Here is a 16094-nt window from a genome sequence, read left to right on the forward strand (position 1 = left end):
TGCGGGTTTACTTGGCGTTGCACTACAAAGCCCACCTAAGGCGACTGATGTAACCATATCTCGCGGTGCGGTTGGTTTAGCTGGAGTATTTGTAACAAAGATGGACCAATACACGCTACGATAATTCCTGTATTGGGGGTACGGCAGCTGTGTCATGTACCCCCAAGGCAAACGTTTCCCAATTGTTCAATTACCGCATGAAGAGGATGACTGTGTCTACGCCTACGAATACAACGCACCAACAGGACTGGAATCACAAGCTGACCCTGGCCCAGGAAATGCTTCCGCTCATCAGCCAGCTTCACCGTGAAAACAACGTTGTCACCTCGATTTTTGGCCGACTGCTGGTAGGTGTGACGGACATCGACATTATTAAGGCGCACCGGTACGCGCGTCGCATTGTGGAGAAGGAGCTTCCGCTCGAGGACACGTTGCCGGTGCTTCGTGAGCTTGTTCAGATGAACCTCGGCACGGCATCGATTGACCTTGGCCGTCTTGCCAGCGACTACAAGAAGTCCGGCGCGAGCGATCTGCGGGCCTACTTGAACGAGGCGCTTGCCGACGTCGTCGATACGGACTCGGAGCTCGAGCCACGCGATGTTGTGCTGTATGGTTTCGGTCGCATCGGCCGCTTGTTGGCTCGCATTCTGATTGCTCGTGAGGCGATGTACGGGGGAGCGCGCCTGCGCGCCGTCGTCGTGCGGAAGAAGGGTGACGACGACATCGTCAAGCGTGCATCGTTGCTTCGCCGCGACTCGGTGCACGGCCCATTCGACGGCACTATCACTGTGGATCACGAGAAGGAAGTCATCTGGGCCAACGGGACGCCGATCCAGATGATCTACGCGAACGATCCGGCATCCATCGATTACACCGAGTACGGCATCAACGATGCGATCGTCGTTGATAACACCGGTGTCTGGCGCGATGAGGCTGGGCTGAGCCAGCACCTGAAGTCCAAGGGTGTCTCCCGCGTTCTGCTGACCGCTCCAGGTAAGGGTGATATTAAGAACATCGTCTACGGTATCAACCATGCTGACATTGCGGACGGCGACCAGATCCTGTCCGCGGCTTCGTGCACCACGAACGGTATTACGCCGGTGCTGAAGGTCATCAACGATCGCTACGGTGTGGTCCACGGTCACGTTGAGACAGTGCACTCCTACACGAACGACCAGAACCTGGCCGACAACTTCCACAAGGGGGACCGCCGCGGTCGCGCTGCTGGCCTCAACATGGTGCTGACGGAAACAGGTGCCGCAAAGGCTGTGTCGAAGGCGCTTCCCGAGTTCGAGGGCAAGCTGACCGGCAACGCGATCCGCGTTCCAACGCCTGACGTTTCCATGGCGGTGCTCAACCTCGAGCTCGAAACCGAGACGACAAAGGATGAGGTCAATAACTTCCTCCGTAAGGTCTCGACGGATTCTAACCTGCGCCAGCAGATTGACTACATCCAATCGCCTGAGGTTGTCTCGACAGATTTGCTCGGTACCACGCACGCTGGTGTCGTTGACGGGTTGGCGACGATTTCGGCCGGCAAGCACCTCGTGCTCTACGTCTGGTACGACAATGAGTATGGCTACTCCCACCAGGTAGTGCGAGTTGTTGAGGAGATCGCGGGTGTTCGCCCGCGCATTTACCCCGCACGGACCGTTCCGGAGGATCTGAAGTAGTCATTTCTTTCCATGCCCCAGGCTGCACATGGCAGTTCCTGGGGCATGATGAGTTATTGGGGGGTGTACGTTTTGCGCTGGGAGTTCGCAAATTGACGTTCATACACTAAGTTAGAAGCGTACGTCTTTCGGTATGGGTGATTCGAAGAAGTGTAAGGCAGAGGCAATAGTGCGTCGAGGTAAGTGTAAAACCGGGCTCGCGGTCGCAGCGGCGACTTCAATCATGCTTGTGTCCGCAGGTATTGCTCCAACATATGCCCATGCCGAGCAAGATTCTCCGGAAGTGATCGACGAAGTTGCCGTCGATACTTCAAACTCGCTGGGGTTTGAGGAACTTCCGGAAGGGAAAGCGAAGCGCTCGTACCTCTTCCTCGATACCGATGGTTCACCACTGCAGGACACCGAGGTACGGTTCGTGAGCCAGGATGGGAAGACTTCGCACGTTGCGCGCACCAGCGAGAATGGTGCAGTTGCGTTTATCGTCGACCCAGGTTCGTACCGCTACCAAATCTATGGCGGAAAGGACCCGGAGAAACCGCGCTTTATTTCGGGTTGGATCACCGTCAAAGAAGACACGTTCATCATCACCTCGCTGAAGCTGCCTGCTGAGCAAACCATTTTCTATACGTGGCCGAAGATTGACTTGAAGCCAGGTGAGCGCAAAGTGGTCATGCCAAACGAGGAGAATGAGACCGGTACCGAGTTTGAAAAGATCGGTGGGACTCCTGAATGGGTGACTGTCTACCGTGACGGCACGGTGGAGGTTGCACCACTCGAAACGACGAAGGCCGGTGTGTACACCGTCAAGATTCGCGCTTCGAATGCACCTGACTTTGCCGTCAGGATTGAGTTGCAGGAATCAGCTAGTGGCGCTGATCGGTACGCCTTCAAGTACCCAACTAGCTACGTTCGTCCCGGTTCTGTCGGTTCAAGCATCACACCGAGCTTGACGCTGCGTAAAGACGGCTACGACTTCATTAACCAGCCGGTGCCTCGTGGGACGACGTTTGAGACTTCATACCCAGAAGCTACGATCGATAAGAACACCGGCGAGGTCAAGTACGTCGCTTCGAGGGGTACCAAGGTCGGGGAGACCGTCAAAATTCCGGTGACCGTGACGATGCCCGACGGCAGCCAGCTGAAGACGGACGCCGCTTTTGAGGTGATTCCGCCACTGCTCAAGACAGTAACGGACATCTCCTATGATGACGCCCGCGTGGCGCCAGGTGGAAAGTTCGTTGCAGATCTCAACTCCCGCGAACCGCTGCCCGTTGGCACCGAGTTCCGTTGGGACGCTAGAAAGAACGCTGACCTCCGCGGATGGAACGTCGCCGTCGACAGTGCCACGGGGGTCGTCGAGGCTGTGGTTCCCGAAGGCGTCGAGGATAAGGATTACAACTTACACATCCTGGCCAGCTACACGGATGGGTCAAGGGAGTACGTAACACTGCCTGTGCACATCGTGAACCAACTCAGCCCGGAGGAACTCGAGGCACACAAGCTGCGCTATGCACAGCAAATCGTGACCCCTGGTAAGGCGTTCACCGCTGAACCAGAGGGCGATCCTGTCTACGGCAGCGTGTTCTCCATCGAAAACGACGGTGGCATTCCGATCACCATTGACCGCGCGACAGGCCGCGTCACTGCAAAGATTCCGGCAGATACCGAGGCAGACAGCACCTACACCGCGAAGCTGCGCGTTGACTTCCCCGGTGGGCACCAAATCATCGAGTTGAAGGCAACTGCTAACTCGTTAGCTAGGAAGAACACAGTCGACTACGCTGTGCAAGAGGGCTTTGCCAAGCCGAAAGATCAGTTCTCTGGTGTGCACTACGGGCTGCCAAAGAGCTACAAGAACCAGGACGCGAACGTCGATATCAACCCGGAAACGGGCGAGGTGCGAGCTACGGTGCCACGTAGTCAGAAGCCAAAAGAGATTAACGTTCCTGTTGTTGTGACGTGGGAAGATGGCTCACAGCAGCTGATCGACCTACACGTTGTGCCTAAGCAAACAGCGACGCAAAAGGAGCTGAACTGGGAGCGCGTGTGGTGGATCGTGCCGTTCATGATCGCCGCTGAGGGCCTTGGTGTCTTACTCTTCTGGTTGTGGGACAGTAATAAGCATGTTCCGCCGTTTAATGCGGTGACGCATGCGTTGAAGAACGCCGGATTTGACGTTTCGGGATAAAGGACGAGAAAAGTGAAGATGAAACGAGCTCTTGCTATCGCGCTGTGCGCAGGCCTTGCCTTCGGTGGGGTGCAGCCCATCGCTGAGGCTGGCGTTCAAAAGATTCCCGGCGGCGTCTGGATCGAGAACGATTCGAAGACTGAAGGCTTTGCTATCTCGGCCCTGGCGTACGGGTCGAAGCTGACCACGACGTTCCAGAACCCGCAGTCGGTCGGCGGTTTGCTCGAAAGCAGCCTGCAGACTGTACTGACCGTCGACGGGCGGCAGGTGGCGTTCCTCCCGACTGAGACGAAGTCTGACGTTGAAGAAAACGAGATCGGTTACAAGGTCATCCTGACGCACTACGATGCGAACACCGAAATCCAGATCACGCGCACGATTGAGATCGGCACAAATTCGATGGACGTGACGGTCGAGGCTACGAACAAGTCGAAGCGTGACCGCAAGATTGACATTGAGATGTTCTCTGCCGTGCCAAAGTATGCGCAGTATCAAGGTACCTACCGAGGCGGAAGGTTTAACTTCGGTCCTGCCGAAAAACCTGGCTACGATGTTTCGGTGAACTTCCGTGGTGCTGACGTCTCAAAGGCGGCGGGGCACGCGATCGAGTCTGGCGAAGCTAGCCGGGTGGGTGAAGTTGCCGAAGACGGCGCCGGCTACCAGTACGCGGCGTGGAACAAGGAACTACCAGTTCAGGGGACGGCGTCGGTTACCGCGAACATCTTCATCCAGACGCAGCCCACGGCGAAAGACACTGACCAGGATGGGCTGCCGGATGAGTGGGAGAAGGTGGGGTTTACCGCTGCTGACGGGACCCAGCTTCCACTCGACAGGTGGGGGGCGAAAGTAGGACAGAAAGATCTGTTCCTGCAGTTGAACTGGATGAAGTCTGAGTGGGAGACGCTGAACTGCAACGAGGTGAATAAGTTCGGCGCGAACATCCAAGACTTTGAGAAGTTTGCGAAGTGCGCTGAGGCGAACGCGAACGTGTACCGGCCTTCCCGTGAGTCCCTGATGGAGCTGGAGGATAAGTTCGCTGCGCACGGGATTCGTCTCCATATCGATGCTGGTGACCTCTACACCTCCATCCCTAACTACGAGAACAGGCACGGTGGCCCAACGGAGGACTTCACCCCGCTGTACTTCGCGGATGGTATGTCGAAGCGAGACAAGCTAGGGCAAAAGCGCCAGGAGCTGCTCGGTACTCGTGAGTCGGTGTTCCGCGTCGGCATTATCGGCGACCAGATGGAGAAAGGCGACTGGTCGACGGGTACCGGCCTGGTCAACGACTCTGCGTTTTACGTGTCTTACCACGAGAACGTGACCAACCAAGAGCAGCTGCGAAACACCATCCTGCACGAGTTCGGCCACAACCTAGGCCTGACCCACAATGGCGCACTGTCGACGAACCCGGTGGATACCGAGGCGTATTTGCCGACGTACAAGTCGGTCATGAACTACCTCTACCAGTGGTCGCACTTCGACTACTCCGACCAGGCCTATGAATCGGTCCCCAAGACCGACAAGAGGTACCCGAAGGAGAAGTGCGAACAGGACGGCGTCGTCTGCTACGAGGGCGAATACTCTGTACCAGCGGACTGGGACAACCTGAACCTCAAGGGCAAATACATTGGCTCAGGTGAAGGCACCGTTGGCACCGACGACATTCCGGAGCCAAGCCACAATATTTCTGCTCGCGAGCTAGAAATCATTGCTGCAGATCAGAACCCTGGAAAGGCCGGTTTCCGTCTGGCCGGTGGTGAAGATGCGGCGGTGGTGACGAACCGTTCAACCGACGTACTGACTGGTGAGATCCGCAACCTCGGTCTGGATCTGCACAAGTTCACGGTGTACGCCAAATACCCGACGATCACGGGTGCGGAGCCAATCGAAGTCACTGTTCCTGGCCAGATTAACGCCAGCGGTGCGGAACCTTCTGCACGTGTTGAAATCCCGATCAAGAATGCAACCTCGCTGCGGGACTCGACGATGCCGCTTGAGATCCGCATCGTTAACGCCGAAGGCGACGAGGTATTCAAGGAGGAGTACCAGGTTTCCGTTCTTGACTACACGGCGGAAGAGATGGAGCGCATCCGCAAGGAGATCGAGAAGGATCCAACCGCTAGTGACCGCCTGAAGGAATCTGCGCGCCGGATTCTGGACCCGAAGGCTGGGCGTCAGGCACCGGAGGAGCCGGACCGCATTGACGTTGAGACGCCGAAGCCTCAGGCGCCACCGACCGATACTGGTGTGAACACGGGCCAGTCGGACAAGTCGTCCGCGTCCGACAACGTGGGGATGATCGTCGGCATTATCGCTGCAGTCGGCGGTGTGTTGGCGGCGGTCTACGCGGCGGCATGGGCATCAGGTCTTCTGAAGTTCTAAACTTCTCTCTACAAAGGCCCCGTGGGAATTCTCCCGCGGGGCCTTTCTCTATTTGTGCAGCTCAACCATATCTTCGTGTGAGTTTGCATATAATAAGTTGCAAGTTCGGTAGGGCGAACTTTAGAGTTGGTGAGGTACACCTTAGTTTGAAAGGAAACACTTCATGTCACGCACATCCAGGATCCTCACTGCATGCGCGCTTGCCTTGGGCGTAGGGCTCGCAGGCTGCTCGTCTACCGAGGACAACCAGGCGACACAGGACGGCATCAACGCCGACGGTGCGCTGCAGGTCTACGCAACCACGGGTTACCTCGCGGATGCCATCGCCAACATTGCGCCTGAGGCGGAGGTCACCACGATGGTTGGCCCGGGCGGGGACCCGCACACCTACCAGCCCTCAACGAAGGACATCGACAAGATTCAGTCCTCCGATGTGGTGTTCTGGAACGGCCTGCACCTCGAAGCTCAGATGATCAAGCAGCTGGAGAGCCTCGGGGACCGCCAGCTGGCAGTAGGAGACAAGCTGCCGAACAATCTGCTGCTTGACTGGCCAGAAACCGATGCTGAGGGCAACCCTCTGCATGACCCGCACGTATGGAACAGTCCAGAGGCGTGGAGCCTGGTTGTCGGCGAGGTCGCAAACAAGCTTGCAGAGGTCGACCCTTCGAAGTCCGATGAGTACCACGAGAACGCCGCGAAATACCAGGCGGAAATCGCGGATGCGAACGAAAAGGCTGCAACCATGCTGGCGAACATCACTGGGCCACGCATCTTGATCACCGGCCACGATGCCTTCAACTACTTCGGCAAGACCTACGGGTTGGATGTGTACGCGACGGACTTTGTTTCCACAGAGGCGAAGCTGTCGGCGTCGGAACTTTCGGACCTTGCGGATCTCATCGCGGACAACAAGGTGCCGACGATCTTCCAGGACAATCAGGCGAACCCGCAGGCGATTAAGAGCCTGCAGGAGGCTGTGCACGCCCGCGGGTGGGATGTCGCCATTTCTGACGAGGAGCTCTTCGCCGACACCCTCGGCCCCACCGCGCCAACGGATACCTACATCGGGGCGTTCCTGCATAACGCTGAAGCAGTTGCTGCAGCGCTCGGGGGCAAGTAACCCATGACTACGCAGACGTTTGCGTGCGCGACGCATAATCTTTCCGTTGCCTACCACCTTGATCCGGTCCTGGAACAGGTGAATGTGCGGTTCCCCGAGGGCGCCATCATGGGGATCGTCGGGCCGAATGGTGCCGGCAAGTCAACACTGATCAAGGCGATGCTGGGGCTTATCCCGACGCTGACCGGGGAGACCGAGTTCTTCGGCCAGCCGCTCAAGGCAGTGCGCCACCGCGTGGGGTACATGCCACAACACGCGAGCGTCGACTGGGACTTTCCTACGACGGTGCTCGACGTGGTGACGATGGGTACGTACGGGAAGCTGGGCTGGTTCCGCAGGGCGGGGAAGCGCGAACGCGCCGCCGCATACGAAGCCTTGGAACGCGTAGGGATGCAGGATTTCGCTGGCCGCCAGATCGGCGCACTCTCAGGCGGGCAGCGCCAGCGCGTCTTTCTCGCACGCGGGCTAGTACAGGACCCGGACTTGTTCTTCCTCGACGAGCCGTTTCAAGGCATTGACGCGAAAAGTGAGGCGACAATTATCGACGTGCTCCGCACCATGCGCGAGAATGGCACAACAATCGTGATGGTGCACCACGACCTTTCGACAGTGCCGACGTACTGCGATGCGGTGACGCTGCTGGATAAGACAGTGATTGCATCGGGGCCAGTCTCCTCCACGTTTACGCCGGAAACGATTGCGCAGGCGTACGGGTTAGGCGCGGACTCGATGAGATTGTTGGGTGTGCTGTGATGGGGACGTCGATAAGCCTTGGTGCGTTCTTTGCGAACCACACCTATGCCATGGTGTTTTGGGGGACCACCATCATTGGCGCAGTGGCAGGGATGCTTGGGACGTTCGCGTACCTGCGCAAGCAGTCGCTGACCAGTGATGTGATTTCGCACTCCGCACTACCAGGCACGTTGCTGGCGTTTTTGCTGTGCGTCGGGCTGGGAGTCGACGGCCGTAACATGGTTGCGCTGCTGGTTGGAGCCGTAGTCACTGGTACGTGCGCGGTGATGGTGGCGAACACGATTACTGCCCGGACGCGGACGTCGATTGACGCGGCGATGGCGATCAGCTTGTCGTTCTTCTTCGGGTTCGGGATGCTGTTGCTGGACGTGATCACGAGCAATCCGTTCCCAGGCAAAGGTGGTATTCAGGACTACCTGTTCGGCAACGCATCCGTGATTACCAGGGCGGACCTGCGAATCAGCATCATCGTCGGGTTGCTCGCGGTCTGCGTGATGTGCGTGTTGTTTAAGGAGTTCGAGCTGCGCTCCTTCGACCCCGTGCAGTCCACGATGCTTGGGTTTCGCCCGAGGGTCATCGACACGGTGATGTTCATGACGATCGCGCTTGCGACGGTGATCGGCGTCAAATCTGTCGGGTTGGTGTTGATGGTGGCATTCGTCGTAACTCCGCCTGCCGCGGCGCGCCAGTGGGTGCAAACGGTGCCAGCGATGGTCGTGCTCGCGGGCGTGTTTGGAGCCGTCGGCAGTGGTGCTGGATCCTACTTGTCCATCGCGCTTGGCAACGTGCCGACCGGCCCCGTTATCGTGCTTGTCCTGTTCGCGGTGTTTCTGGTGTCGTTCATCTTCGCCCCGAAGCGAAGCGTCATCGCCCGGGCCCGTTCGCAGCGGCGAGCGACGGCAGCGCTGCGTGCCCGGCTGGAAACAACAGTTTCGGCGGAGGTAGCGTCGTGAGTTTCATCGTCGGAACACTTTTGCTCGCGGTGGTCACGGCGTGCGCATGCGCAGTGCCGGGAGCATTCGTTGTGCTGCGGAAGCACTCCATGCTCATAGATGCTATCGGGCATGCGATCTTGCCGGGCATTGCCCTGGGGTACTTGTTTACGAACAACCTGAACTCACCGGTGGTGATCGTGTGCGCGGCGCTGGCCGGTGTGGCGGTGGTCCTCGGCGCACAGTGGCTCGGGGATTCGGGACTCGTGACTGGAGACGCCCCGCAGGGCCTCATCTTCCCGGCACTGTTCAGCGTGGGCGTCATCCTGATTACCTCCCACTTCTCGAACGTCCACCTGGATACACACGCGGTGCTCGTCGGCGACTTGAACCTGGCTGCGTGGAATCAGCTTACTGTTGGCGGGGCGCAGCTGGGACCGGTGTATCTCTACATCATGCTCGCGGTGCTAGCGCTCAACGTGGTCGCGATTGGTCTTGTGTATCCGCAACTGCTCGCGTCCACGTTTGATGGCCAGTTCGCACGCAGCATCGGCGTGCCAGTGAGCATGCTGTCCGTCGCGTTTATGTTCCTGGTGTCCTTGACCGTCACAGCAGCGTTCAACGCAGTCGGGGCGATCCTGGTCATTGCACTGGTGGTCATCCCCGCGGCAGCAGCCAAACAGTTGGCCACGACGGTACCTCGCATGATGGCCCTGACGGTTCTGCTCGCTGCGGTTGGGGCAGTCGCAGGCTTCGGCGTCGCCTACCTTCTCGACGCCCCCACCTCCGCCACGATGACTGTCATCTACGGGCTCGAGTTCCTCAGCTGCGCCTTGTGGGCCCGGTGGACTCGGCAGACTCGGCGGTCACCCACACGGCGTCCGCTGCGCGTTTCCCGAGCGCAAGTGGAGGTTGCTGGCCGTCGATAAGCACTTCGACGGTGTCAGAGAACGGGGCTGCCTGCTGGGTACGCAAGTGCGTACCCACCGTGATACCGGAGGTGTCGAAGAACTGCAGCAGACTCGGGTCACCGTCGGAGACACGTTGGACCACGACGTCGTTGTCTGGGGCGATCGTGCTCAGCGGCTCAGCGTGGAATTGCGGCACGGTGCCGTCGGCGGCGGGGATGGGGTCGCCGTGTGGGTCGCGGGAAGGGTAGTTGAGGTGGGCGTCGAGGCGCTGCAGCATGAATTCCGAAACGGCGTGCTCGAGGACCTCGGCGTCGTCATGCACCTGGTCCCACGAGTATCCGAGCGTTTCCACGAGGAATGTTTCGATGAGGCGGTGACGGCGAATCATCGCGACGGCGTGCGCGCGGCCTTCCTCCGTCAGCGTAATGGGCGCGTAAGGCTTATGGTGTACGTACCCTTGCTGAGCAAGCTTCTTGACGGCGTCCGACACGCTCGAGAGCCGAAGCCCCATGTAATCCGCCAGCACCTTGGTGGTCACCTTCGTGTCTGACCATTCGGTGAGCGCCCAGAGTGACTTGAGATAGTCCTGCGTACTGGTGGAGAGCTGGGAAACGGAATCCATGGGGCTTACTGTACAGACTCGAGAATGAACGCGAGGTGCATGGTCTGCAGCTCGAGCTCGCCTTCGGTCGCCGGCAGCGAAGCGATTTCCTGACGCGCCTCAGCGGTCAGCGGGATGACCCATCCAGCATTGGGGTCGAGTACAGGAACAGCGGGCTTTTTGACGGGCACCCAGGTCACGGTGCGTGCGCCGGGGCAGATCATCTGGAGTGGGCCGTCGATACGCTGGAGCTCCGCGAGTGCCGCTGGTGTGGAGGTCACGATGACCAGTCGTTCGTCCGAACCTGGGGAGAGCGCTGCAGTCGTGACCTTGAGGACCGGGAGCTCTACACGCTCATACTCCGTCGGGTACTCAGCGAGTGCAGGAGCAGCGCCCGCCCCGAACCATTGCTTAATCTGACCCAACACGCTCATGGTGCACACGATACCCTGTACTAGGGTAAACGCCATGGAACACAGCCAATCGCCTCCGGCGACAGACTACGTCGTGCCCTATGGTCCCGGCGAACTCGTGCACGTGCCGCAGCACAGCGACGGGCCTGACGTGTTCACAAAAGATAACCGGGTCACGCCACAGGGCTGGATATACGTGGCTAAGCGTGTCATTGCGGACTTCTCGGTTGACGCAATGCTTGACCGCGCAGCTGCGCTGACCTACTACGCCGTGTTGTCTATCGCCCCGATGATTTTGGCGGTCTACTCGATCGCGACGCTGCTGCTGCCGCGTGATGAAGCCGCCGTCAACGACATCATCGACGACTTCATCGCCCTCTATGTGCCCGAAGCGCTGGAGGATGAGGCCCTGCGCTTCCTCCTGACGGTGATTGGCACACCGGCGCAGAGCACGATTGCGCTGGTGGTATCGATTGTGATCTCGCTCCTTTCCGCATCCGCGTACGTGCGATCTTTTTCACGGAACGCGAACGTCATGTACGGTCGCATGGAGGGGCGCAACCTGGTACGCACGTGGTTCACGATGTGGGTCACCACGCTGGTCATGGTGCTCGGGGTGATCGTGATTATCGTCGGCACGTTTTTGCGCGAGTCAATTGTGAACGGTCTGCTGCAGCCGATCGCAGAACCTCTAGGGATGACAGATACCGTTGATTACCTGACAAAGATCTTCCTGCCTGTCTGGGATTACGCCCGCTTCCCAGTCATCATCGTGACTGCGATCGCGTTGATCTCCGTGCTCTACTACGTTTCGCCCAACGTACGGCCGGAGAAGTTTCGCCTGCTCACCCTCGGATCTTCGATGGCGTTGACGGCGATTTTCATTATTTGGCTTGGCTTTTCGTGGTTCATCGGCACGATCGGGATTTCGAGCGCGTACGGGGCGTTCGGTACGGCAGGTGCCGTGCTTGTTCTGGTGTGGGTGATGAACGTCGTGCTACTTGAAGGCGTCAAGATCGACGCGGAAGTGCTGCGCGTGAAGCAACTGCAGGCGGGCTACGACGCCGAAACAATAATCCAGGTCCCGCCACGCAGCACAAAAGCGGTCGATTTCCGGCTGAAAGTGCAGCGCTGGATCGACCGCAGTGCCTCAACGCTCAAAGCGCAGGAGGAGGATGACGACGACGTCGAGGAGGGGCCGGAGGCCTAGTCGGCGACGAGTGGTTCCATCGTGAGGTTCGGGTGCTCCTTCTGGATGAAGGCCAGGCGCCACTTATCACCGAACAGGGCGATGAGCTCGCCGTCAGTGCGCGTGAAGATCTCGACGCCACGCTGGCGACCAAGCGCCTCCGCGGATTCGGCATCGGTGCGACGTGCCACCGAGTACGGGATTGGTTCCGTGACTGTTTCCACGTTGTACTCCAGCTCCATGCGGGCCTGCATGACCTCGAACTGCATCGGGCCGACGGCCGCCATGACCGGAGCAGCGTCGCCGCGCAGGTCGTTGCGCAGGATCTGGACAACGCCTTCCGCATCCAGCTGGTCGAGGGCCTTACGGAACTGCTTATACTTGCCCAAAGACTTAGCGCGCAGCGTCTGGAAGTGTTCCGGTGCGAACTGCGGCATCGGCGGGTATTGCACCTTCTTGCCTGCGTAGATGGTGTCGCCCGGCGCGAGCGAACCGGCGTTGACCAAACCGATGATGTCGCCGGGGAAGGCGGTTTCCACGGTGTCGCGGTTACGCCCGAAGACCGTCAGCGCGTACTTGGTGGAGAACGTACGGCCACTTTGGGCGTGCGTGACCTGCATACCGCGGTCGAACTCGCCGGAGATGACTCGCATAAACGCCAAGGTGTCGCGGTGGTGTTTGTCCATGCCTGCCTGCACTTTGAACACCACACCGGAAAAGTCGTCGTCGAGGTCACGGTGAGTATCCATCGCGGTGGTGGAAGTCTCGACGGCCTTGGGGTCGGCGTCACGGCCCTGAGGAGCTGGCGCGATCGCGCACAGCGTGTCCAGGATTTGATGGACACCGAAGTTCAGCATCGCGGAGGCGAAGATGATGGGGGAGGTCACGCACTGCTCGAACAGCGTCTGGTCGTGCACAGCGCCGTCGGCGGCAAGCAGCTCAGCTTCCTCGACGGCGGTCTCCCAGGTCTCGCCCTCGCGGTTAGCTGCCTCATCAGGGGAGTAGTGCTCCTCCGGCGCGATGGTGGACCCGCCGGCGGTACGGATGAAGTGGATATAGTTGTCTGCCTCGCCGTCAGCGTTGATGTGGGCGAGCCCACGGAAGTCGCCAGCCTCGCCGACAGGCCAGTACAGCGGCGTCGGCTGCAGGTCGATCTCCTGGACAATCTCGTCCACCAGCTCGAGCGGCTCGCGGCCGATGCGGTCCCACTTGTTGACCACCGTGACGATCGGCAAGCCGCGCGCCTTGCAGACGCGGAAGAGCTTGAGGGTTTGTGGCTCAAGGCCCTTGGCGGCGTCGATAAGCATGACAGCGGCATCGACTGCGGACAGCACGCGGTAGGTATCTTCGGAGAAATCGGCGTGACCAGGCGTATCAACCAGGTTGATCATGTAGGGCGTCGTCGCCTCCGAGCCTTCGGGGAGGTACTCGAACTGGAGCGCCGAGGACGCGACCGAAATGCCGCGCTCCTTTTCCATATCCATCCAGTCGGAGACCGTCGACTTGCGGTTGCCCTTTCCGTGCACCGCACCTGCTTCCGAAATAACGTGCGCGTGCAGCGCGAGCGCCTCCGTCAGCGTTGACTTACCAGCATCGGGGTGGGCAATGACTGCGAACGTGCGGCGACGGTGGGCCTCTGCGCGGGTACCAGTAGACGTGCTCATAAGTGCTCAAGCGTAGTCGCAAGGCGGGGGAGATAGACAACCGGAGGCAGGTAGGGTGAGAAGCGGCGGTGCTATAGTCGCCGCGGTTGGGAAAGAATTAGGTCAACGTAACGCAACACTGTGAGGTTTGTGATGAAAGTCGGAATCGTGCTCGGATCCATTCGCCAAGGCCGCTTTGGCGAGCAAGTTGCCCACTGGGTTGCTGACGCTGCTGCGAACAGCCCCGACGTCACCTACGAGATCCTTGATCTCCAGGAGTTTCAAGTCCCACTGCTCGACACAGCGACGCTACCTGGAGGCGCGAACAAACAGTACGCCGATGAGCGTGTTACCGCATGGTCTCGCGCAGTCGATAGTTGCGACGGCTACATCTTCGTTACCCCTGAGCACAATCACTCCGTGCCTGGCGCGATGAAGAACGCCTACGACAGCCTCAGCGGCGAGTGGGCCATGAAGCCCGTCGCATTCGTTGGATACAGTGCCGACGGCGCGATTCGCGCGGTGGAGCACTGGCGGCAGATCGTCGCAAACTTTTCGATGTTCGACGTGCGCAACCAAGTTGCCCTTTCACTTTTCGACGACGCCACCAACGGCACCCTCACCCCGCGCCCGCAGAAGAACACAGACCTGACGAAGATGCTGAATGCGCTGGAACAGTTCTTGCGTCACCATCACGCTTCCCAGTAGGAGAGCCGGGTTAGCTGCGCGGGTGGATCTCGTTTTGCGCTTGCGCGAGCCCGGTGCTGGTGATTGCGTGGACGGCATCGGCAGCTAACGCGATTGCGTCAGTGGGGGTGGTTGTGAATTCCGCAAGCACCCAATCGGGGATAGCGATGCCGCTTGCTTTCGGCGGCCTGCCGATGCCGACGCGCACCCGCACGTAGTCGCGCGTCCCAAGCTCCTGCGTGAGCGACTTCAACCCGTTGTGGCCGTTCTCGTTGCCGCCCTGCTTCAAACGAACCTTGCCCGGAGGCAGGTCCAGCTCGTCGTGGACGATCACGATTCGCTCCGGGGGAAGGTTGTAGCGCGCGGCGAGCGGAGCGATGGCCTTGCCGGACTCGTTCATGTAGGTGTGCGCGCGGGCGTAGGCCACACCGTCCTTCACCGCGAACGAGTAATCGCGACCTGCGATGACCGGAAGCGATTCCGCGAGCGCATCCACAACGAGGTAGCCGACGTTGTGTCGCGTCCGCTCGTACTCGGTACCAGGGTTGCCCAGCCCAACTACGAGCCAGTCGATGTTCTCAGGGGCGGGGTTGGCGCGCTTGAAGCGGCGGAAGAAGTTCAACACGGAGGCTAGTGTAAGGCAGAACCTCTCGATTCTCACGGTGGGAGCCGTTAGCGTATGGGTATGCAGCTACCGAAGATTATTGCGGCTCCGATGGCGGGAGGACCCTCCACGCCGGCCCTTGTCAACGCCGTGACGTTTGGGTTCCTCGCGTTTGGGACCTGCAGCGTCTCGCAGGCCCGCGAAGAACTTGCGGAGGTCACCGGCAACTTTGGCGTGAACTTCTTCATGCCACAGCGGATTGCGCCCGATCAGCGTGACGTCCGCGCGCTGGCCGCGGAACTTGGGGTGGAGGTGCCGGATGTTGACTTGAGCTGTGGCTTCGAGGATAAGTTTGCGATTGCGCTCGAGGCTGGCCCTGCAGTGGTCTCCTCGACGTTTGGGTGTTTTTCCGAGCGCGAAATTCAACGCGCACACAACGCCGGCGCGCAGGCCTGGGCGACCGTCACCAACGAAGAAGAAGCGAAGGTTGCCGTCGCGCGTGGCGTTGACGCACTTGTGGTGCAAGGAATTTCTGCAGGAGGCCACCGCGCAACGTGGTCGCCGAACGAGACACCCGACCCGCGGGACACCCTGGAGCTTGTCCGCGTGCTCAAGGACATCAGAGTGCCAATCATCGCGGCTGGGGGAGCGCGCACGCCCTACGACGTCGATCGCCTCATTGAAGCAGGCGCCACGGCGGTATCCTGCGGCAGCATATTCCTCATGACGGACGAAGCCGGAACGAGCCTGCGCAACCGAGAGCTTCTCCAAAGCGATCGGTCGACGATTGCCAGCAGGGCGTTCAGCGGACGGGTCGCCAGGGGTATCCAGAGCGCGTTCACAGACGAACACCCCGATCTGCCGCCACTCTACCCCTACCTGCGCCCCATGACCTCGAGCAATGACTACTGCCTAGTCGGTGCCCGCCGAGGCACCTTGCCTACGGGGCCCGCGGCGGCCGTGGAAGCGTGGATGGCAGGTACCCGTTAACCCTG

At 59.8% G+C, this 16094-nt stretch carries 14 protein-coding genes; 10 read left to right on the plus strand and 4 right to left on the minus strand.

The features are described 5' to 3' along the window. Window positions 1-212: 212 nt before the first annotated feature. From KBX14_RS02520 to KBX14_RS02550, 7 genes are all read left to right on the plus strand, one after another. Window positions 213-1673, plus strand: coding sequence for a glyceraldehyde-3-phosphate dehydrogenase (locus tag KBX14_RS02520; protein ID WP_256007874.1), 1461 nt, complete (start codon window positions 213-215; stop codon window positions 1671-1673). 169 nt (window positions 1674-1842) lie between these two features. Next, a complete protein-coding gene (locus tag KBX14_RS02525; protein ID WP_252931108.1) occupies window positions 1843-3861 on the plus strand; it encodes a Rib/alpha-like domain-containing protein in 2019 nt (672 codons plus the stop codon). Window positions 3862-3879: 18 nt separating this feature from the next. Beyond that, entirely contained in the window at window positions 3880-6246 is a 2367-nt protein-coding gene (locus KBX14_RS02530; RefSeq protein WP_256041784.1) for a hypothetical protein, read from the plus strand. 163 nt (window positions 6247-6409) lie between these two features. Further along, window positions 6410-7366: a metal ABC transporter substrate-binding protein gene (locus KBX14_RS02535; protein ID WP_070362790.1), complete on the plus strand. Its 957-nt coding sequence runs from the start codon at window positions 6410-6412 to the stop codon at window positions 7364-7366. Window positions 7367-7369: 3 nt separating this feature from the next. After that, window positions 7370-8119: a metal ABC transporter ATP-binding protein gene (locus KBX14_RS02540; protein ID WP_070362789.1), complete on the plus strand. Its 750-nt coding sequence runs from the start codon at window positions 7370-7372 to the stop codon at window positions 8117-8119. After that, window positions 8119-9072: a metal ABC transporter permease gene (locus KBX14_RS02545; RefSeq protein ID WP_070362788.1), complete on the plus strand. Its 954-nt coding sequence runs from the start codon at window positions 8119-8121 to the stop codon at window positions 9070-9072. The genes KBX14_RS02540 and KBX14_RS02545 overlap by 1 nt, the downstream gene beginning before the upstream one ends. Beyond that, entirely contained in the window at window positions 9069-9980 is a 912-nt protein-coding gene (locus KBX14_RS02550; RefSeq protein ID WP_256041785.1) for a metal ABC transporter permease, read from the plus strand. The genes KBX14_RS02545 and KBX14_RS02550 overlap by 4 nt, the downstream gene beginning before the upstream one ends. On the opposite strand, the gene KBX14_RS02555 is transcribed toward KBX14_RS02550, so the two are convergent. Then, window positions 9874-10584 (minus strand): metal-dependent transcriptional regulator, encoded by a 711-nt coding sequence (locus KBX14_RS02555; RefSeq protein WP_083329492.1) that lies wholly within the window; start codon window positions 10582-10584, stop codon window positions 9874-9876. The genes KBX14_RS02550 and KBX14_RS02555 overlap by 107 nt on opposite strands. Window positions 10585-10589: 5 nt before the next feature. Then, window positions 10590-11033, minus strand: coding sequence for a hypothetical protein (locus KBX14_RS02560; RefSeq protein ID WP_070362785.1), 444 nt, complete (start codon window positions 11031-11033; stop codon window positions 10590-10592). On the opposite strand from KBX14_RS02560, the gene KBX14_RS02565 reads away from it, so the two are divergent. Beyond that, window positions 11032-12186, plus strand: a complete 1155-nt coding sequence (locus KBX14_RS02565) for a YihY/virulence factor BrkB family protein (protein ID WP_256041786.1) — start codon at window positions 11032-11034, stop codon at window positions 12184-12186. The two genes, KBX14_RS02560 and KBX14_RS02565, sit on opposite strands and share 2 nt — an antisense overlap. On the opposite strand, the gene KBX14_RS02570 is transcribed toward KBX14_RS02565, so the two are convergent. Continuing rightward, complete coding sequence (locus KBX14_RS02570; RefSeq protein ID WP_070362783.1) at window positions 12183-13829, minus strand: peptide chain release factor 3; 1647 nt, start codon at window positions 13827-13829, stop codon at window positions 12183-12185. The genes KBX14_RS02565 and KBX14_RS02570 overlap by 4 nt on opposite strands. 132 nt (window positions 13830-13961) lie before the next feature. Here KBX14_RS02570 and KBX14_RS02575 point away from each other — a divergent pair, with 132 nt between their 5' ends. Continuing rightward, window positions 13962-14516, plus strand: coding sequence for an NADPH-dependent FMN reductase (locus KBX14_RS02575; RefSeq protein WP_070362782.1), 555 nt, complete (start codon window positions 13962-13964; stop codon window positions 14514-14516). A 10-nt stretch (window positions 14517-14526) separates the two neighbouring features. Here KBX14_RS02575 and pth read toward each other — a convergent pair whose 3' ends face one another. Further along, entirely contained in the window at window positions 14527-15120 is a 594-nt protein-coding gene (pth, locus tag KBX14_RS02580) for an aminoacyl-tRNA hydrolase (RefSeq protein ID WP_256041787.1), read from the minus strand. Window positions 15121-15174: 54 nt separating this feature from the next. Between pth and KBX14_RS02585 the strand changes: the two genes are divergently transcribed. After that, a complete protein-coding gene (locus KBX14_RS02585) occupies window positions 15175-16089 on the plus strand; it encodes a nitronate monooxygenase (protein ID WP_070479309.1) in 915 nt (304 codons plus the stop codon). The last annotated feature ends 5 nt before the right edge of the window (window positions 16090-16094 follow it).

This window comes from Corynebacterium sp. CCUG 61414 (assembly GCF_024453945.1).
In the GTDB taxonomy this organism is placed as follows: domain Bacteria; phylum Actinomycetota; class Actinomycetes; order Mycobacteriales; family Mycobacteriaceae; genus Corynebacterium; species Corynebacterium pseudogenitalium.